Origin of the sequence: Acinetobacter sp. IRS14 (assembly GCF_034650275.1) — a bacterium.
Classification (GTDB): Bacteria; Pseudomonadota; Gammaproteobacteria; order Pseudomonadales; family Moraxellaceae; genus Acinetobacter; species Acinetobacter oleivorans.
The window spans coordinates 25,599-45,716 of sequence record NZ_JAOVFN010000005.1; the positions used below are offsets into that span (position 1 = coordinate 25,599).

Sequence of the window (20,118 nt, forward strand, 5' to 3'; positions counted from 1 at the left end):
TCAGTTCCTTCTTGTTATTCCCTCAGTGTACTTTTAACGTCTCATTTTTTGATGAGACGACAATCAAGTCATACGAGAGATTTATTTAATTAAGTTCAACATTAATTGCTGAAATTTTTCATATTGCGGCATGGTCATGGTACGCAAGTGCCCACGCAATGCTGAAACATCATGAATTTCACTTTGCTTACTGGTGGTCTGAAAAAGATTCTGCTCCCCCAGATAACACAAAATTTGTTCTTCGTGATGATAAATTAAATCACCTTTAAAGTGCTGAAAAAAATCATTTAATTTTAAAGTTAAACTCGGACTGACTTCTTTGGCTAACTGATGTTGATCAACCCCAAAAATATTAAGTTCTTGGTTAATTAAAATATCGCTACTTTGCCATTTACTGCTGTAGGGAGTAAAAAAACGAGAACGTTGATTGCTAACAGCAATACCCAAAGCTGGTATTTGAAATATAAAAGCGCCCCATAAATCTTTATGAATTTCTTTTATAATTTTTTTATCGCTATTTTGATCTTGAATAATAGGGATTTCATTAACGTAATGATATTGAAACAGCAAGACTTGATGATCGGTTACTCCATCGTTCCATGTAGCCGAAGCAAACTGAGTAATTTCGTTAGATTTAGTCCCTCGGTTAAACAGTGGGAAATACTGTTTTAGTTTACTCAGAACTAAAACAGGCTGAGCATGAATGGGAAGATAAGCTGGTAACTGCTGAAATTGTAAACCGTAACGCAAAATTACCATGCGTTGTTCTAGATAATGAATAACTTGCGTTAAAGGTTCTTGAGATTGATAGAGTAAATAAGCCAGAAACCCTGTTAAAAAGGCACCTAAAAAGCTCCAAATATATTGAATATGTGGATGAAGAAAATAACCAAAACCTAATATTGTGATGCTGCAAATAGCGAGTAAATAGGGGAGCACATTAAAAAAACGAAGGTTGTGATCTTCTCGCCATGGATGTAAAGCATCTAAAAGATCTTGGGCTGAATGAGATTTTTGTCCAGCGTCCCAAAGTCGAGCGATATTGCGAAAAACCTGTGTATTTTTTTTACGCCTTATATGAAGAGCTTCTTGTACAGTATCGATTGGCATGGAAGTAATAAGTTCATTATCATAAAGAGCTATTTCTAGATTATCTTTTAAATTGAAACAGATAAATACTAAATTTTTCTAAATTGAGAATTTTTCTTTAAAAAATTAATGCCTGATTTCATCGCTAAATTTCTGCAACTCACACAGCTAAATTCATTATTTTTTATTGTAAGTACTTGGGTTGGGTTAAACCTCGAATCAACTTGTAAGGTTTAACCCCGCCTTAGTATTTAAACGTCTAATTTATCAACCAACATTGCATCGCCATAACTAAAGAAACGATAGTGGCTTTTAACTGCATGTTCATAGGCAGCCAAAATGTTGTCTCGATTTGATAGCGCTGATACCAACATGAGCAGAGTAGACTCTGGCAAATGGAAGTTAGTAATTAAACGATCTACGATGCAGAACTCATAGCCCGGATAGATAAAGATTTGCGTGTCACCAGTCCAAGCCGCGATTTTACCACCATGAGCTTGAGCTGCACTTTCTAAAGCACGTGTTGCTGTTGTACCAACGGCAATCACTTTATTGCCGCGTGCTTTAGTCGCTAAAATTAAATCAATGGTTTCTTGAGGCACATCACACCATTCACTGTGCATAATATGGTTGGTAATGTCATCAGTACGAACAGGCATAAACGTGCCAGCACCGACGTGTAAAGTCACAAAAGTTTTTTGAACATTTTTTTGTTCTAATTTTTCTAAAAGTGTTTCATCAAAATGCAAGCTTGCAGTAGGTGCTGCAACACTGGCAATTTTTTCTGGGTTATGGAAAACCGTTTGATAGCGTTCAGTGTCAATTTCTTCTGCTTCACGGTTAAAGTAAGGCGGAATAGGTAACTGACCATATTGTTCAAGTACAGGCAAAATTGGCTGTGAAAACTCAACCACAAATAAATTTTCGTGACGGCCACGTACAATCACAGGAATATTATCTGCACCGACATAAAGCTCAGCACCTGCTTTAGGCGAGTTGCTCGATTTAATATGACAATACGCTGTGGTGTGGTTCAGCATGCGCTCAACCAAAATCTCAATAGCACCGCCTGTAGAACGTTTTCCTTTAAGTCGTGCTTTCATGACTTTAGTGTCATTGAGCACTAACAGATCACCTTCTTCGAACAGATCGATAATGTCTGTGAACATGTGATCGTGATATTGACCCTTTGAGTCTAGGTGCAACAACCGTGAAGCACTACGTGATTCAAGAGGGTAACGGGCAATAAGTTCATCAGGTAATTCAAAGGAAAAGTCGGACAGTTGCATATTTAGAAAAAAAACACCGCAAAAATTGGGCCTAGTATAAACTTTTTCGCTTTTTTATGGCTGTGCTTATGGCCTAAATCATGAAAAATGTTTAAATGATCTAAAAGTGAACGATAATATTCACTTAGGGTTTGACAAGTTTTACAAACGCGCTAATATACGCAACACAAACATACTTCCTCTCCCGAGGTGGTGAAATTGGTAGACGCGGCGGACTCAAAATCCGCTGTCAGAGATGACGTGTCGGTTCGAGTCCGACCCTCGGGACCATATTCAGAATCGTAAGATTCTACGAAGACCCCTAAGTTAACGGCTTAGGGGTCTTTTGTTTTAGAAAACAAATACTTATGCTCTATTAACTAATTGATTTATAAAGTTGCTCAAAGTTTTTCCTGAGAAATTAGCCCTCTTGATAGAAATAATAAACATCCAGAACTTCTTTTAAATGTTAATGAAATTAGAATTGTTTTGGTTTTTTAAGTATCTTTATGTAGGTATTTCAGATAATTACACTATTTAAATAAGACCTAAATAAAATAGAGAGATAAATTTGATCTATTGTATGGGGAAGAGTATTTGACAAAAGAATTTATTGATCAATAATTTAACAAGTTTTATCTTTTGATCAAATTGTATGATGGATTTAAATAGAAGAATCTTTGGTATTTGTCTTTTTATCCTTTTTTTATCTTTAAGTGGCTGTGTTTTAGTAAAGACGAAGCCAGTTAATCTTCATACTGAAAAAGCTCAAGAGAAAAATGAAAAATCTTCAAAAATAGAAAATGATTCTGATTCTATTGGGGAACTCATTCATGAAATCCCAGATTCACCTGCTCCATTAGAGGTGAAAATAGTGGGTTATGTAAATGTGGACCTTTTAGAAGTATTTCCTTCTACAAAAAATCTAACTGCAATAAATCATGTGACACGAGGTACAAAGTTATTAATTTTTGATACTAAAGGTGACTGGGCTAATATTTCAGCAGATATCGAGTATCCGTATTGGGTTAATTTAGCAAGCATTTGTTTTACAGAAAGATGTTGGGTTAAAACAAAAAGTTATTCACCTCAACATAGCTTAATGAAAAATGCTAAAAATAGTCTTCAAACAATTGAAGAAAAAACACAAACTCATACATCATCGAATAACTACAGTAAGACAAAAAATATAGTTAATGGTAGAGGCTATAGAAATGTAGATGGAAACTATATATCAAGTCCAAAGAAATCTAAGACGCAACCGACAGGTGCAACTGCAAAATGTAGAGATGGTACTTGGTCTTTTAGCCAAAATAGGAGGGGAACTTGTTCTGGTCATGGTGGTGTAGCTGCTTGGCTTTAGCATATTTAATTATTCTTGTTATGATCATATAGTTTGATATCTAACTAGATAAATAGTTCACAAAATAAGAGCTTGTGTTCAATCATAAAACATGTTGGGTTAATAGTAATATAAACATATGTGTTTAGAGGTTTTTTGTTGGGTATAAAAAAGTGAATAGAGCTTAAGAAATTATGAATTAATTATTTGATTCCGAGGGTCGGGCTCGAATCTTTATCTATAAACTTAATTTTCTAACAAATTTTCAATTTTACGCTTTATAAGCCCTTATTCAAATTCAACAAAACTTCGTTAAAGTCAAATCAAGATAGATTCTCAGCCTTCTACAAATAATACTTTTTGACCATCTTTTTACTATTTATAAACTCGCATTTCTAACATCTTACAACTCTTTACCTTCAAACATTTGTTGTATTTTCCTCAAGCATACCCACTTTATGTATCTGAAAACCTTTAATTGAAACTTCACATTTCTATTTTGAAAAGAACGTTGCTCTTTTAATGTACTGTGTTAAAGTTTGTAGTAGATCATAATGATTATAAGTACATTTTTTAAGAGCGGTTCCGACCAAAAACGACAAAATCTGTGAGGCGGGCAATGACATTCCAGCGTTTAGAACTAAATCAGGTTGAGCAGTTAAGTGCTTGTAGGATATCTCTGTTACTTGGATTAAATGCCGAGCAGAACTACATTGAGCAATTTTTCCGGTTTAGTCTTCGTCTTTTGAATTGTAAAAAAGCCTTACTGACTTTTAATCAGGAACCTTACTTTTGGCATCGTTGCCCAGAGGGCATGACGGCTATCTCGTTTAAACCTTCGAAACATTTAAAAAAGTGCTTTGCTAAACAACAGATCATTAATCACTCACATCCCTCTTATCAAAACTTAACCAATTATTTAAAAGAATTAAACATCGAGTGCAGCAGGGCATTGGCCGTGCATCTTTTACACCCCGATAAAACTTCGATGGGCTTTGCTGTCTTTTTTGATGATGATGCTGCAACATTTGAAGATGACGATATTCAATTGCTGCTCGATTACTGTTCTACTTTTATGCAGCAAGTCGAATTGAAGTTTAACTATGAAGAGTTAAACGAACTCTATGAACAGCAAGTTGCGATTAACTCAAGTAAAACTAAATTTTTCTCGATTATTTCGCATGACTTACGAGCGCCGTTTCATGGGTTGCTCGGGTTTTCTGAAGTACTCGCCAAAGAGCGTGAGACTTTAGATGAATCTAGTATTCAAAACATTGCAGATTATTTATATGACACCTCGCAATCGACTTATAACTTACTTGAAAGCTTACTGACATGGGCGATGGCAGAGGGTGGGCGTTTTGTTTATCACCCAATTAACTTTAAGCTTAGACAAGTCAGCAATATTGTTTGCGATGTACTGCACACTTTAGCTTTGAAGAAAAACATTGAACTGGTTAATGATGTTCCAGATGATTTAAATATCTATGCCGATATCAATATGATGACCTCTGTAATTCAAAACTTGGTATCAAACGCGCTGAAATTTACAGATATTGATGGCTCTGGCAAAGTCTTTATTGAAGCTAAACAAGCTGACAAAAATATAGAAATCACCGTTCGAGACACTGGTTTAGGCATGACCGAAAAACAAATGACAAATTTATTCCATCCACGTATTACAGCCAGCTTTAAAGGAACCGCAGGTGAAAAAGGTGCGGGTTTAGGTTTAAGTCTTTGTAAGCGTTTTGTCGAAATTAATCAGGGTAAAATTGATGTCAGTTCAAAAGAAGGCGTAGGAACGACATTTAAAGTTTTATTACCTTCGGCTCAAGAAAGTCATGAGGCTCATGCAGAGCATTACTCTTCAGCGGAAGCAAAATTAGTCTAATCCCTTTTCCTACCACTACTCGAACTGCTATAACTAAAAACAGAGTACGAGGAAAAGAGCTTTTTATATGAATGCGGAGCAGTTACAAAAAACATTGCGTGCGAGTCAGTACGCAGAACAAGTTTTAGGCTTGCATCAAGCTGTTTTAGAACAAGATTACCAACTAGATCAATTTACTGCACCGCTCTCGACTGAACAGATTTATCAATTTGTACAAACTACATTAGATGGAATTGGTGACGAAATATCTTGGATGCGTGGATTACGCATTTTACGAAGTCGTTTAATGTTCCGTTGGATTTGGCAAGATGCCAATCAGCTTACCGATGTTGTCACACTCACACGCGAACTTTCTGATTTTGCCGATGCAAGTATTTGTGCAGCAAAGGACTTTGCACGTGTAGCACTTGTGGCGAAACATGGGGAACCGATGAGTTACTCTGGCAAAGTTCAAGACTTGATTGTTGTTGCCATGGGTAAACTTGGTGCTCAAGAGCTTAATCTGTCGAGTGATATCGACTTGATTTTTGCTTTTGATGAACAGGGCGAAACCAATGGTCGCAAATGCATTGATGTACAGCAGTTCTGTATTTTGTGGGGGCAAAAACTCATTTATTTGCTTGAGCACATTACCGCAGATGGTTTTGTATTTCGAGTTGATATGCGCTTACGCCCTTGGGGCGATGGCTCGGCACTAGCGATTAGTCACGCAGCTTTAGAAAAATATTTAAGTCAGCATGGTCGTGAGTGGGAACGCTATGCGTGGATTAAAGCGCGTGTTGTGACGGGCGGTAAAGAAGGGCAAGACTTGTTAGAAATGACACGTCCTTTCGTATTCCGCCGCTATGTTGATTACACCGCTTTTGCCGCGATGCGCGATATGAAAGCGATGATTGAGCGCGAAGTTCTGCGTCGTCATATTGAGGATGATATTAAACTCGGGGCCGGCGGTATTCGCGAAATTGAGTTTATTGTTCAGGTCTTTCAGCTTATTTACGGCGGCTCTAAACGTGAGCTGCAAGACCGCCAGTGTTTAGTTAGCCTTGAGCATATTGGTGAAGCAGGTTTGTTAGAAAGACAAGCTGTTTTAGAACTTGAGGATGCTTACCTGTTTTTACGCCGTGTTGAACACGCAATTCAAGCCCTCAATGACCAGCAAACTCAGCTATTGCCAGAAGAAGTAGACTTAAGACAACGCATTATAGATACCTTAGGTTTTACGAGTTGGGATGAATTTATTGATGTTCTTAACGAGAAACGTCAAAAAGTTAAAGTTCAATTTAAGCAGCTTATTGAAGATACTAGTTCAAATGCCGCAACTGAGAACTTTGGACAGTTAGAGCAGCAGTTAGATGAAGTGTTGGATGACAATGCGAAAAATTTGATTCATGAATTCTGGCATGGTCACGCACTCAAAAAATTACCTTCAAATGCTGTTCAGCGATTAAAGACATTCTGGCCTCATTTAATTGAAGTGATTTTACAGTCAGAACAACCTCAAACTGCACTTTTGCGCTTAATGCCGCTGATTGAATCAGTTATGCGCCGAACCGTGTACTTAGTGATGTTGATTGAAAGTAAAGGTGCATTGCAACGCCTAGTTAAAATGGCGACCGTAAGTCCTTGGATTTGTGAAGAACTGACACAGTATCCGGTACTCCTGGATGAGTTTTTATCGATGGGCTTTGAGTTGCCAAAGCGTAAGGACTTAGAAGACTCATTACGCCAGCAGTTACTTCGCATTGAAATTGATCAAGTTGAAGATCAAATGCGGGCACTTCGACTGTTTAAAAAGAGCAATGTACTTACTGTTGCGGCAAGTGATGTATTAGCGGAAAGCCCGCTAATGAAAGTATCTGATGCATTAACCGATATTGCTGAGGTGAGTGTTAATGCAACACTTCATTTAGCTTATCAGACTGTAGCAAAGCGTCATGGTTATCCATGTGATGTCGATGGAAAACGCTGCTCACTCGACTACAAAGCCTTTGCTGTTATTGGTTATGGCAAAGTGGGTGGAATTGAGCTTGGGTATGGTTCTGACTTGGATCTTGTCTTTATTCATTATCTAGATGAGCAAGCAGATACTGATGGAACGAAGTCAATTAGTGGCTTTGAGTTTGCTATGCGTGTCGCTCAAAAGTTTATGTCACTGATGACCACTCAAACCCTTGATGGCCGTGTCTATGAAATTGATACGCGGTTAAGACCTTCAGGTGAGGCTGGTTTATTGGTGACAAGTCTTAAAGCCTACGAACACTATCAGTTGAAAAGTGCATGGCTTTGGGAGCATCAGGCACTCGTTCGAGCACGCTCTATTGCAGGTGATGAGGTGCTTTGCCAGAAATTTGAAATATTTCGCCGCGAGATATTGACTCAATCTAGAGATGAGGCTTATGTTCGTGAAGAAGTGTTGAAAATGCGTCAGAAAATGAAAGACCACCTTGGTTCGTCTTCTGAACAAAAAAAACATGGTATTTTTCATTTAAAACAGGACGCAGGTGGTATCGTCGATATCGAATTTATGGCACAGTATGCTGTACTTGCATGGAGCGGGACGAAACCCGATCTCGCCCATTATTCTGATAATGTAAGAATATTAGAAGATGCTGCTAAAGCAGACTGCTTATCCAGTGAAGATGCCACAGCATTAATTCGAGCCTATCTTAGTGAACGTGCCGAAAGCCACCGCTTAGCCCTTGCAAATCAATCCATGCAAGTCAGCGCAGCGGACTGGCGTAGTACCCGTGCGGTCGTTTGCAATTTATGGCAAAGATTAATAGACCCAACCGCCTCGGTTGAGTTGGATAGTGAATGATTTTATAACAATTTGGAGTGTTCCATGAATTTGGCTGATCGTGATGGTTTTATTTGGCAAGATGGAAAATTAATTGATTGGCGTGATGCAAAAATTCACGTTTTAACCCATACATTACACTACAGTATGGGCGTATTTGAGGGTGTTCGTGCTTATGAAACGCCTAAAGGTACTGCCATTTTCCGTCTTCAAGACCACACAAAACGTTTGTTAAATTCAGCAAAAATTTATCAAATGAAAGTGCCGTATGATCAAGCCACGCTTGAACAAGCACAAATCGATGTTGTTCGTGAAAATAAATTAGCTTCTTGCTATTTACGTCCATTAATCTGGATCGGTTCAGAAAAACTTGGTATTGCAGCAACAAATAACACGATTCATGCCGCAGTTGCAGCATGGGCGTGGGGCGCATATCTTGGTGATGAAGCAATGGCGAATGGTATTCGTGTTAAAACTTCATCATTTACTCACCATCATCCAAACGTGACGATGTGTAAAGCAAAAGCATCTGGTAACTACACGTTGTCAATTCTTGCTCACCAAGAAGTTGCACATTCTGGTTACGACGAAGCAATGTTAATGGACCCACAAGGTTATGTATGCCAAGGTTCTGGTGAAAACGTATTCTTAATTAAAGATGGCGTTTTACACACTCCAGATATCGCTGGTGGTGCGCTTGATGGTATTACACGTCAAACAGTAATGACGATTGCTAGAGATCTTGGTTATCAAGTTGTTGAGCGTCGTATTACACGTGATGAATTCTACATTGCAGACGAAGCATTCTTCACAGGTACTGCTGCGGAAGTAACGCCAATTCGTGAATACGATGACCGTCCAATCGGTACAGGTGGCCGTGGCCCAATTACTACTGAAATTCAAAAGACTTACTTTGATGCAGTTCAAGGTAGAAATCCGAAATATGAACACTGGTTAACTTACGTAAAATAAGTTAATCCGTTAACATAAAAAGGCGAACATAAGTTTCGCCTTTTTATTTTTGGCTTCGGGAGCTTTTATGCATATTGTCTATGTCTCTGATGGTAAGGCAGGGCACCGTTCGCAAGCATTAGGCTTGTTTCAGGCAATGCAAAGACAACAGCCAGAAACAACTTTTGAAGAGATCCTTATTTCTGATTTGCCAATTATTTCTTTAATTCAGGCGCTTTTCTCTTCAAAAAAATCGTTATTAAAAAAAGTACCCGATTTTATATTTGGAGTAGGAAGCCACACACATTTTCGTGTCTGGTTACTCGGCAAAATTTTTAGAAAAGCCAAAACTATTATATTGATGAAGCCTAACTTACCTGTGGTTTGCTTTGATTATGCTGTTATTCCAGAACATGACGGTATTCATGCTGATAGCCATGTGATTGTCACACGTGGGGCATTAAATCCCATTCGTAATGAAAACCGCCATCAAAAAGACCGAATTTTAATTGCTTTAGGTGGTTCATCTAAACGACATCAATGGAACCAAAACAAAGTATTAAGCAGTGTTCAAAAAATTGTTGAGAATAATCCAAACGCTGAAATTATTTTAACAACTTCACGTCGCACGCCAGCAGAATTTATCGATACTTTAAGACAGCAAAGCTTTGCTGGGCATTTACAAATATTTCCAGTTAATCAAACACCTCAAGGCTGGATTTTTGAAGAAATGCAAAAAGCAGAAGCTGTTTGGGTAACAGAAGACAGCGTATCTATGATTTTTGAGGCGCTTACCGCGGGTTGTCGAGTCGGTGTAATGGCAATGGACCGGTTGAAAGACGACCGGATTACCCACTCAGTTGATCAAATGTTAGAATCAAAATTAATTTCACAGCAGACTTGTGTTGTACAGTTACCACAACCTTATGCTTTTAAAGAAGCAGACCGTGTGGCAACATATCTTTTAGCGAAAAATTAAATTTTTTATTTTGAGTAAATAAATGAAAATATTGCATATTGCGAATTTTGGCTTTAATAAACAAGGCGCCCATTTTTACTGCACAGACCGTAAAATTTCTGCCGGATTAATTGAAAATGGCCATTTCGTTTATGACTTTAGTTTTCGTGACATGGCTCGAATGGGAACCATTTTTAAAACAAAAAAACTGGGTGCCAGTTGGGCCAATAAAGAAGTACTAAAGGTCGTTAATAATATTGAACCTGATCTGGTACTTATTGGACATAGTGACTTAATGAGTCCAGATGTTCTCAGACAGATTAAAGAAGCTTATCCAAATACTAAAATTGCATTTTGGTATGTTGACCCGCTTTATCTTGAAAGCAAACTCGATTTTGTTAAAGCATTCTCGCCGTATTTAGATGCTATTTTCTGTACAACCGGTGGCGAATATCTACAAAAATTAAAACAGCCGCATTTAAGCGTAGCCTATCTGCCAAATGTGGGTCACCGTAATGTAGAAACACTACAGCAATTTTCAAATGTGAATACGGATAAGACCTTTATTTTTTGTGGCGTGGTTTATAAAGAACCTGAGCGTGAGAAGTTCTTAAAGGACTTAGCAGATGCGTTGCAACAAGGCCATGTGAACTATCAATATTATGGTTGTTTTGAGCAACCTGGTGTTTACGGTAAAGCTTATTATAAAGTTCTATCTGAAACAAAAATGGGACTTAATTACTCACGACGTAATGATGTAACTCTGTATAGTTCTGACCGTATTGTACAACTGACTGGTAATGGGTTATTGACTTTTAGTCCAAGAATTCCGGGCTTTGAGAAGCTCTATACCGAACAGGAAGTGGTTTACTTTGATGATCAGTTTGATTTGGCCAAGAAGATCCAATTCTTTGATCAAAACCCAGATCAGGCTGAAAAAATAGCGAAAGAGGGTTGGGAGAAAACACGTAGATCTTTCAATGCTAAACGCATCACCCAATTTATGGTTGAAGTGACATTTAAGCAGCCCCTTTCAGAAGATTATGAATGGTCACATGAGGTTTATGCATGATGTGGTTTTTGTACGTTGCGGTAGGCCTACTAGTACTTGCTGCACTGTTATATGTGCTGGGTAATTATACTTTCTGGCTTCCGTTTCGTTCGAATAAACTACCACGCATTGTGATGTTGCATCAGGTTACACCTAAAGATGTAGCCTCTGGTATGAACATGCCTCCTGAAAAGTTTGAACAACTCTTACAGTTGTTGACGCGTAAACGAGCTACTTTTTGTTTTGTCTCTGAGCTTGAACAATACCGGAATCAAAAAAATGTCGTTGCTTTAAGTTTCGATGATGGCTTTATGGATAATTATCTTTATGCCTATCCATTACTTAAAAAATATAATGCAAAGGCAACCATTTATTTGGCAACGCAAATTGAAGGAATCGAAAAGCTAACTCATGAGCAAATTCATGAAATGGCAAATTCTGGTTTGATTGAATTTGGTGCGCATACCCAACATCATGTGAACTTACTTAAGCTTGATAATCAAACTGCTTATGATGAGATGCTTCAGTCTAAACGTGACGTTGAAGCATTAGTTGGGAAGTGCCCAAGCTTTGCCTATCCATTTGGTCGATTTAACGAAAAACACCAGAAAATGGCCGAAGAGATTGGCTTTAAAAACGCTGTATCGACTCGTAAGAAAATCGAAGCCTATGAAGCTGTTAATCAATTTAATATTCCACGTGTCAGCACGCATGGTGCCATGAATGCTTTACAGATGCGTATCGCCCTTGCTAAAGGACGTTATAAGTTATGAATAAAATTCCATGTAGTGTCTATATTGTCACTTTAAATTGTGGTGCTTGGTTAGAGCGAACTTTGCAAAGTGTCAGTGAGTTTGATGAAGTTATTATTTTAGACTCTGGCAGTACTGATAATACTTATGAAATTGCAGAGCGCTTTGAAAATGCGCAAATCTCTCATCAAGATTGGCAAGGTTACGCTGGGCAAAAAAGTTTAGCTTTAGCAAAATGCCGAAATGATTGGGTACTTAATTTAGATGGTGATGAAGTCTTATCTAATGAGTTAAAACGAGAAATTGTTGAGACCATTCAGCAAAATAAACTTGATGCTTTAATCACACCGATTAATGATGTGTTTTTAGGTGTTCCCAACAGCAAACATACTAAAAAACATGCAAAAGTGCGTTTTTTCCGTAAGTCTAAAGGGCATTATGACCTTGCCAATAAGGTCCATGAAAATGTGATTGTAGATGGTGAATCTCAGCGTGCTCAACATGATATTTATCATTATGGCGAGTCGAGCATTTTTGTTAAAGTCGAAAAAAATAACCAATATTCCAACCTCAAAGCACTAGAGAAATACCAAAAAGGAAAGTCTCCAAGCGTTGCAAAATTGGTGTTGGTAATGCCAGTGACTTTCATGAAATCTTATTTTATTCGTCGTAGTTTCTTAAATGGTTGGCGTGGTTTCGTAAATAGTATGATTAACGCGTTTTATGCTTTTCTAAAAGAAGCCAAACTGTTTGAACAGACCATGAATAAAGATAAGAAATAAGTAGGCAAACTATGAAAATTGTTCAGCTATTGGCAACGAGTGGTGGAATTGGTGGTTTAGAGCAGCACACTTTTAATCTTGTTAATGAGCTCGCTTTAAATCATGAAGTACATGTGATTGCACATCCTTGCTATCTAGACAAGTTTAGCCAACAAGTACATTTTCATGCGGTTGATTTTGCACGTAGCCGTTGGAATATTTTTTTACTCTGGCAACTTAAAAACCTTATCCAGCAAATTCAACCTGCTATTGTTCATGCACAAGCAGGAAAGGCGGCTGAACTAATTGCCCGAATTAAGCCATTTTCATCTGGCCCAAAATTTGTGACAACAGTACATGGTACTAAAAAGAATAAGTCTGCTTATTTAGCGGGTGATGCGGTTATTGCGGTGAGTCAAGCACTCATGCAAGGCATTCCTGAGTCTAAAGCACATGTGGTTTACAACGGGGTCTATCCTCAACCTGTACTTACAGTTGAAAATAAAGAAAAGTTATTTCAATCGATTCAAAAAAATTTTGCTGAGCTAGATACAAGCAAAAAAGTTGTTATGTGTATTGGACGTCTAGAGCCAGTAAAAAATATCAGTTTACTGATTGAGTCGATGCAACAGATTGATGCTAATTTATGGATTATTGGTGATGGTTCACTTCGAGCAAGTTTAGAAAAACAAGTCAGTGAATTAAACATGCAAGATCGGGTCGCTTTTCTTGGGTTTAGAACCGATGCTCGAGATCTGGTGCAATTAGCAGATATCGTGGTTTTGTCATCAGATCGTGAAGGTTTTCCACTCGTTATGGTCGAAGCTTTACAGGCTGATAAAGCAATGGCTTCAACCAAAGTAAACGGTGTGATTGAGTGGCTGCCGGAGCAATATCTGGCAGAAATTGGAGATGCACAAGGTTTAGCAAAAGCGATTAAATGTGCGCTTCAACCTGAAGCTCAACACGACTTTAGCCCTTTATATGCAAAAGCCAAGGCTGAACTGACTGTACCAGCCATGGCTGAGCAGACGCTTAATATTTATAAAGGCCTGCTGAAAACTTAATTATTCTTCGGTGTAAGGCGGATGGCATCAAGTACCACGAAGTTATCTTCGACATTAATGGTATGACAACCGTCATCTGCTTGATTCCAGTCAGGTAAAACTACTTCTAGTAATTTTTCTTCGTAAGCTGTTGGGCTAAGCTGAGTAATCGCTTTTAATTCGATATTACCGCCATAACGTTTTAAAGAATCTTGGCTTGGTCGAACCAGTTGTCCTTTATAAATAAAAGGTTTACCCGCCATACGGAACTGCTGACTACCTCGGCACACTGGGTTCATTGGGTGCTCTTTCCAGTTCGGATTTAAAATATCTTCGGTAAAGAATAGGTCTAAACGGTCACCAAATTTCTTACAATCACGACGCGTTGAAGTAAAAAGATACCATAAGCCTTCATGATAGAAAGGTGTGCTGTCGACTGCTTCGATATTCTCAATCACATTAGAATGCTTTTCCCATTTCAGTGGAAATTCAGTACATTTCCAAAGTTCTATCGTCTTATTGGCAGAAGTCTCTGGGATCATGTACCAAGTGTTTTCTAACTTAAATACACAAGGATAAGAAAGGTGATAGTCAAGCTTTAAGATTGTTTCTGGTGGTGTGTAGGTGCCATCTTTAAAGACTTCTAAAACAGAAAGAAAACCTACTGGATGTTCGTCATCAACTTCTTCAAAAAAAATGAAATGACGGCCATTTTCATCAGCATAAAAGCTATCTGCAAATGTAAACTTTTTAGGGGAGTGGATCTCAAAGAGAGAATCTAGTTGCTCAAGTGTAGTAAATGGTTGTTCTAACCAGCCAAAACGCATATACCAATGAGAGTCAAAAGATTTTGCTTTTTTTGCTTGTTGGTATTTATACCATTTTTTTTGAAGACTGCGAGTGATTAACATCTAAGTACCTGTTAGCTGCCCGTTTTATGTGATTGTGTAGAGTTTAGGAAAAAGGCTAATCGAATAATTTTTTTGAAAATAAATAAAGATATAATTCGAGAAATTAAATCATTTTTCATTTTGTTAAAGTTCTTTTTAAAACGATTTGGTTTTTTCATATATGCTTTTCTATCAGATGCAATATGGCTTTGCATCTCATCATCATGTTCAAAGCAATAATAAAAGGGTGTTGAAACATCGCCAGCTAATAAGTACTTCCAGTCATCAATATAAGTCAATTTATGAATTTGTTTAGAAACAAAATTTTTGGCTGTCTCTGTAGTTAAAGAATAAGCATATGTTGCCGTATAGAGATCTTTAGGCCCAGTCATATTGAAGTAAAGTTCATCATTACTTGTATAACCTCTTATTCGACGTCTCGAAGGTTCAGAGTGCCCTCCTAGGAATGCGAATGAAGGATTGGTTTCTAATAGAGAGTGCAGCTTCTGCTGTATATGTTTAGTTTGAAAAATTACATCATCTTCAATTATGATGACACGATCATAAGTTTGATAATCACCTTGAGCTAGGCGTTGCCAAATTATCATATGGCTTAACCAACAGCCTAGTTCACTTGGTCCTAGTTCGTGATCACATAATCCAGCAAATTGACGACTTAAATTTAGAAAAGTTAAATATTCTTGAGGAAGTTTTTTCCCATAAATAGCGTCGAAAAACTCAAAGTCAATTTGTATATCAGAAATAACCGATTGTAAATCTTGATGTTGCTGTTTGATTTTTTCTTGACGTTTATTACTTCCTTGCAAAGAAACGCATAGAATAAGAATCTTTTTCATGTTTCAACTAACTTGATACAATACAGTTTAGATATTCTATACTTCTGTATTTGTTGTTGATAGTCCTTCTACATATTCATCTAGCTTAGCTCTAAAAATTTAGAAGTTAAAAAGTATATTGGTGGTTACTTGGACCTCTGGTGAGGGTAATCATATTATGTGAAGAGGCAACAATAATATTATGGGCAAAAAAGATTTATAAAGGCTATACCTAAATGATGTCAAATAATTTACCTATCATTCATGCTTTGTGGATTGGAGAAAAACTCGGAGCAATTTCAAGATGTTGTTTACATTCTTTTGTAATGAGGGGACATGAGGTCCATTTACATACATACGCTGATATTGTAGATGTACCAGAAGGCGTAAAATTGGTTGATGCAAATAAAATTATTTCTAAAGATCAAATTATAAAGCATAAGGAAACAGGGAGTTATGCATTATTTTCAGATATTTTTCGTTATGAGTTAATGCGTAAAGTTGATGGAGTCTATGTTGACTGTGATGTGTATTGTTTAAAACCTATTTCAATACCAGAGCATGGATACTTATTAGGCTTTGAAGATGATGAATGGATTAACGGAGCTATTTTGCGCATTCCTAAAGAAAGCGACTTACTTAAAGAATTATTAAAAGCCGCATATGACCCATTTTTTGTACCGCCATGGTTTTCTACGAGTAAAAAAATTAAATTAAAAACAAAAAAAATAATGGGAATAGGAAAAAGTTTAGCGGATATGCCATGGGGAGTTATTGGCCCTAAAGCTATTACTTATTATGTTAAACAGTTGGAGTTAAAAAATAATATTCAACCAATTGATATTTTTTATCCTGTTCACTATCAGTGTATAAGTCAGCTTTGTGATCCTGAGCTTACTATAGATGATATTACTACTTCTCGTACTACTTGTATTCATCTATATAATGAGATGTTAAAGGGTATAAAATTAGATGAACTAGATGACTGTACTATTATGTCACGTCTTTTAAAATGTGATATTTAATTATTTATTAAGATAAGTAAAGAAATTTTTAATTATACTTTTTATTGATATATTGAGAGTGTTTAATGAGTGGATATAATAGACCAATTAGAGTTGGTTTAATTATTGATGAGTTTTTTGGTGGTGCTAATACTGCTTTTGGCGGTTACGGATTTTTAGCGCGAAATCATATAGCTAAATATATTCCAAATGCGGATATCCAAATTGATGTATTATTGGGTAAAGGAAGTAAAAAGCTTTTTGCGGAAGAGTATTCGGTAGATAATGTGAAATTATATCGACTGCCACGTAGAAAATGGTTTGCTCGTCGCTGGCTTAAGAAAAAAAATTATGACATTTATTTAAGTGTCGAATTAACATTTAATTATGTATTAGAAAATGAATTAGATAAAACAAAAAAATTAGTTTTATGGATACAAGATCCAAGACCAACCTATGAATGGGAAGAAATTAATACAGTTAAATTATTTCCTGAAACTAATTATTATAATCAAAAAATATATGATCTAGTACATAATTGGTATGTTAATGACCGTGTGAAATTTATTTCGCAAGGACATTTTCTTAATCAGAAAGCTATAGATTTATATCAATTAGAAAATAGTGTACCCATAGAATATGTGCCTAATCCTATTGATATTGATTTCAATTTTGATGTTAGTACTTATGTTAAAAAGAATATAATCATTTTTTTAGGTCGTTTAGAATCTGTAAAACGGGGGTGGTTATTTTGTGAAATCGCAAAAAGAATGCCGCAATATGAATTCTATGTATTAGGACAGACATTTAGAGAGGAAAGTAAAAACAATGAAATTATGAAAGGTTATCAAAATATTGCTAACTTACATTTTGCGGGCCATGTTGAAGGCAGTGAAAAAGAACAATTTTTAAAAGATGCTAAGTTACTTGTTAATACTTCTATTCATGAAGCATTACCTATTTCATTTTTAGAAGCCCTCTCTTTTGGAACTTTGTTAGTAAGTAACAGGAATCCTGAAGAACTAACAAGTAAATTTGGAATTCACGTAGGGGATGTATTAGGAGATGGCTTTGAAAAAGTTCATTTATATGTTGAGGCTATCGAATCTTTAATGGAAAATGAAGAAGATAGACATCTTTTAGCAATACAAGCTAGAAAATACATTGAGGAATATCATAATGTAATGGATTTTACTAAAAAATTAAGAAATATATTATTTCAAGAAGTAAAGTCTTAAGAATAAGATCCCGTATTTAGGAATACGGGTAATTTCTTACTCTCTATCCGCATTTCCTTTTAAAACCATATAAATCAGTGCAACAAAAATAAGCAATGCACCAGCCAAGCTACTTACACAAAAATAAAGAATACGTTGATTGGTAGTGATATTAAATAATTCATTTGCAAGGATATAGCGCATGAAAAACCATTGTGCGAGAGAGAATACAATCACAACCAAAGCATGTCGACGTACATTAGGGCGCATAGCCATAAAGTTGACCTCTAAATTAAAAGCAACCTATTATGCCACTGACCCGCTTATTCGCAAAGCATAGCTTAGTTGAGTAAGCTATGTGATTGATCTTACTTAATTAAAAAACCCTGCATAAGCAGGGTTTTTTAATTTGAGAATCTAAAAATTATTTAGATTCTTCAGCTTTTGGCTTCTCACGTAAGCGGATGCCCAAGTCACGAAGCTGATTTGCTTCAACAGGAGCAGGTGCTTGAGTAAGTGGACATTCAGCAGTCTTCGTTTTAGGGAATGCAATAACGTCACGAATAGAAGTCGCGCCAGTCATTAACATTACTAAACGGTCAAGACCAAATGCCAAACCACCGTGAGGAGGAGCACCGTAACGAAGTGCATTTAATAAGAAGCTAAATTTCTCTTCTGCCTCTTCATCAGAAATACCAAGCGCTTCAAAAATCGCTTTTTGCATTTCTAATGTATAAATACGTAGAGAACCACCACCAACTTCAGTACCGTTCAATACCATGTCGTAAGCAACAGAAAGTGCTTCACCTGGATTGCTCTTCACTTCTTCTACACTTGATTTTGGTAGAGTGAATGGATGGTGAACAGAAGTCCATTTGCCATCGTCAGTTTCTTCAAACATTGGGAAGTCAACAACCCAAAGTGGAGCCCACTCACAAGTTGCAAGATTCAAATCATGGCCGATCTTCACACGAAGAGCACCCATTGCATCATTTACAACTTTAGCTTTATCAGCACCAAAGAATACGATATCGCCATCTTGCGCACCAACACGTGCCAACAATTCAAGTACGATCGGTTCAATGAATTTCACGATTGGAGATTGAAGACCTTCAATTCCTTTAGCGAGTTCATTAACCTTGATGTAAGCCAAACCTTTTGCACCATAAATGCCAACGAATTTAGTGTATTCATCGATTGCACTACGTGGCAATGAAGCTGCACCTGGAACGCGTAAAGCAACAATACGGCCTTTAGGGTCTTTTGCAGGACCCGCAAATACTTTGAACTCTACTTCTTGCATTAAGTCTGCAACGTCAACGAGTTTCAACGGAATACGCATATCAGGTTTGTCTGATGCATAGTCACGCATTGCATCTGCGTAAGTCATACGTTGGAATTTATCGAATTTAACGCCAAGAAGTTCATCGAACATCTTCACAGTAAGGACTTCCATTAAGTCCATAATGTCATCGTCACTCATGAACGATGTTTCAACATCGATTTGAGTAAATTCTGGTTGACGGTCAGCACGTAAGTCTTCGTCGCGGAAACATTTTGCGATTTGGTAGTAACGATCAATACCACCCACCATCAACAATTGTTTGAATAATTGTGGTGATTGTGGAAGTGCATAGAAACTGCCATTTTGTACACGACTTGGTACTAAGTAGTCACGCGCACCTTCAGGAGTTGCACGTGTCAAAATAGGTGTTTCAACGTCTAAGAAACCATTATCTTCGAAATAGTTACGAATAAGATTGGTCAATTTAGAACGGAAGCGTAAACGATCCAACATTTCAGGACGACGAATATCTAAGAAACGATATTTCAAACGAATTTCTTCAGAAATATTGGTATTTTCATCATTTAAAGGGAATGGAGGTGTTTCTGAAGCGGCAAGAACTTCGATGTCTTTACCTAAAACTTCAATTTGACCACTCACCATGTTGGCATTTTCGGTACCTTCATAACGGCGACGAACACGACCTGTAATTTTTAATACATATTCAGAACGTGCTTTATCTGCAGTTGCGAATGCTTCTGGAGTATCTGGGTCAATAACCACTTGAACGAGGCCATCACGGTCACGCATATCAAGGAAAATAACACCGCCATGGTCACGGCGACGATGTACCCAACCGCATAGTGTAACGGTTTGGTCGATTTGGGCTTCAGTTAAAGAGCCACAGTAATGAGTTCGCATCATGATGAAAAATATCCAAACTATATTGGCTGAAAAGACGGATGCGTAAACCGCGCACC

General features: G+C 37.1%; 17 protein-coding genes and 1 tRNA gene. 12 read left to right on the plus strand and 6 right to left on the minus strand.

Going from position 1 to position 20,118, the window contains the following annotated elements; genetic code table 11:
• Positions 1-81: 81 nt before the first annotated feature.
• Both ODQ17_RS06505 and queA read right to left on the minus strand, forming a co-directional pair.
• Positions 82-1,110 carry a hypothetical protein gene (locus ODQ17_RS06505; protein WP_322902519.1) on the minus strand — a complete coding sequence of 343 codons (1,029 nt, stop codon included), beginning with the start codon at positions 1,108-1,110 and terminating at the stop codon, positions 82-84.
• Between the two features lie 230 nt (positions 1,111-1,340).
• Entirely contained in the window at positions 1,341-2,378 is a 1,038-nt protein-coding gene (gene queA, locus ODQ17_RS06510) for a tRNA preQ1(34) S-adenosylmethionine ribosyltransferase-isomerase QueA (RefSeq protein WP_322902521.1), read from the minus strand.
• A 183-nt stretch (positions 2,379-2,561) separates the two neighbouring features.
• On the opposite strand from queA, the gene ODQ17_RS06515 reads away from it, so the two are divergent.
• The 10 genes from ODQ17_RS06515 (at position 2,562) to ODQ17_RS06560 (ending at position 13,927) form a co-directional block, all read left to right on the plus strand.
• A tRNA-Leu gene (locus tag ODQ17_RS06515) sits at positions 2,562-2,648 on the plus strand.
• 364 nt (positions 2,649-3,012) lie between these two features.
• On the plus strand, positions 3,013-3,720 hold the full coding sequence (locus ODQ17_RS06520) for a DUF3761 domain-containing protein (protein WP_322902523.1): 708 nt from the start codon (positions 3,013-3,015) through the stop codon (positions 3,718-3,720).
• Positions 3,721-4,318: 598 nt separating this feature from the next.
• A complete protein-coding gene (locus ODQ17_RS06525) occupies positions 4,319-5,590 on the plus strand; it encodes a sensor histidine kinase (protein WP_322902525.1) in 1,272 nt (423 codons plus the stop codon).
• A 67-nt stretch (positions 5,591-5,657) separates the two neighbouring features.
• Positions 5,658-8,408 (plus strand): bifunctional [glutamate--ammonia ligase]-adenylyl-L-tyrosine phosphorylase/[glutamate--ammonia-ligase] adenylyltransferase, encoded by a 2,751-nt coding sequence (glnE, locus tag ODQ17_RS06530; RefSeq protein WP_005309569.1) that lies wholly within the window; start codon positions 5,658-5,660, stop codon positions 8,406-8,408.
• 24 nt (positions 8,409-8,432) lie between these two features.
• Positions 8,433-9,359: a branched-chain amino acid transaminase gene (locus ODQ17_RS06535; protein ID WP_045435575.1), complete on the plus strand. Its 927-nt coding sequence runs from the start codon at positions 8,433-8,435 to the stop codon at positions 9,357-9,359.
• Positions 9,360-9,426: 67 nt separating this feature from the next.
• Positions 9,427-10,317 carry a mitochondrial fission ELM1 family protein gene (locus ODQ17_RS06540; RefSeq protein ID WP_322902527.1) on the plus strand — a complete coding sequence of 297 codons (891 nt, stop codon included), beginning with the start codon at positions 9,427-9,429 and terminating at the stop codon, positions 10,315-10,317.
• A 22-nt stretch (positions 10,318-10,339) separates the two neighbouring features.
• Entirely contained in the window at positions 10,340-11,368 is a 1,029-nt protein-coding gene (locus ODQ17_RS06545) for a glycosyltransferase family protein (protein ID WP_111856156.1), read from the plus strand.
• Positions 11,365-12,120, plus strand: a complete 756-nt coding sequence (locus ODQ17_RS06550; protein ID WP_322902532.1) for a polysaccharide deacetylase family protein — start codon at positions 11,365-11,367, stop codon at positions 12,118-12,120. The genes ODQ17_RS06545 and ODQ17_RS06550 overlap by 4 nt, the downstream gene beginning before the upstream one ends.
• A complete protein-coding gene (locus ODQ17_RS06555) occupies positions 12,117-12,881 on the plus strand; it encodes a glycosyltransferase family 2 protein (protein WP_322902534.1) in 765 nt (254 codons plus the stop codon). The genes ODQ17_RS06550 and ODQ17_RS06555 overlap by 4 nt, the downstream gene beginning before the upstream one ends.
• An 11-nt stretch (positions 12,882-12,892) precedes the next feature.
• On the plus strand, positions 12,893-13,927 hold the full coding sequence (locus ODQ17_RS06560; protein ID WP_322902536.1) for a glycosyltransferase: 1,035 nt from the start codon (positions 12,893-12,895) through the stop codon (positions 13,925-13,927).
• On the opposite strand, the gene ODQ17_RS06565 is transcribed toward ODQ17_RS06560, so the two are convergent.
• Positions 13,924-14,817 (minus strand): glucosamine inositolphosphorylceramide transferase family protein, encoded by an 894-nt coding sequence (locus ODQ17_RS06565; RefSeq protein ID WP_322902539.1) that lies wholly within the window; start codon positions 14,815-14,817, stop codon positions 13,924-13,926. The two genes, ODQ17_RS06560 and ODQ17_RS06565, sit on opposite strands and share 4 nt — an antisense overlap.
• A gap of 11 nt (positions 14,818-14,828) precedes the next feature.
• Positions 14,829-15,653, minus strand: coding sequence for a glycosyltransferase family 25 protein (locus tag ODQ17_RS06570; protein WP_322902541.1), 825 nt, complete (start codon positions 15,651-15,653; stop codon positions 14,829-14,831).
• A 215-nt stretch (positions 15,654-15,868) separates the two neighbouring features.
• Between ODQ17_RS06570 and ODQ17_RS06575 the strand changes: the two genes are divergently transcribed.
• On the plus strand, positions 15,869-16,657 hold the full coding sequence (locus ODQ17_RS06575; RefSeq protein ID WP_151964295.1) for a glycosyltransferase: 789 nt from the start codon (positions 15,869-15,871) through the stop codon (positions 16,655-16,657).
• A gap of 65 nt (positions 16,658-16,722) precedes the next feature.
• Positions 16,723-17,874 (plus strand): glycosyltransferase family 4 protein, encoded by a 1,152-nt coding sequence (locus ODQ17_RS06580; protein ID WP_322902543.1) that lies wholly within the window; start codon positions 16,723-16,725, stop codon positions 17,872-17,874.
• Positions 17,875-17,910: 36 nt separating this feature from the next.
• On the opposite strand, the gene ODQ17_RS06585 is transcribed toward ODQ17_RS06580, so the two are convergent.
• Together ODQ17_RS06585 and aspS are read right to left on the minus strand one after the other, a co-directional pair.
• The gene (locus ODQ17_RS06585) at positions 17,911-18,129 is read right to left on the minus strand and encodes a hypothetical protein (protein WP_191900624.1); all 219 of its coding nucleotides are present in this window, start codon (positions 18,127-18,129) and stop codon (positions 17,911-17,913) included.
• Positions 18,130-18,277: 148 nt separating this feature from the next.
• Positions 18,278-20,062 carry an aspartate--tRNA ligase gene (aspS, locus tag ODQ17_RS06590; RefSeq protein WP_004789117.1) on the minus strand — a complete coding sequence of 595 codons (1,785 nt, stop codon included), beginning with the start codon at positions 20,060-20,062 and terminating at the stop codon, positions 18,278-18,280.
• Positions 20,063-20,118 lie beyond the last annotated feature (56 nt).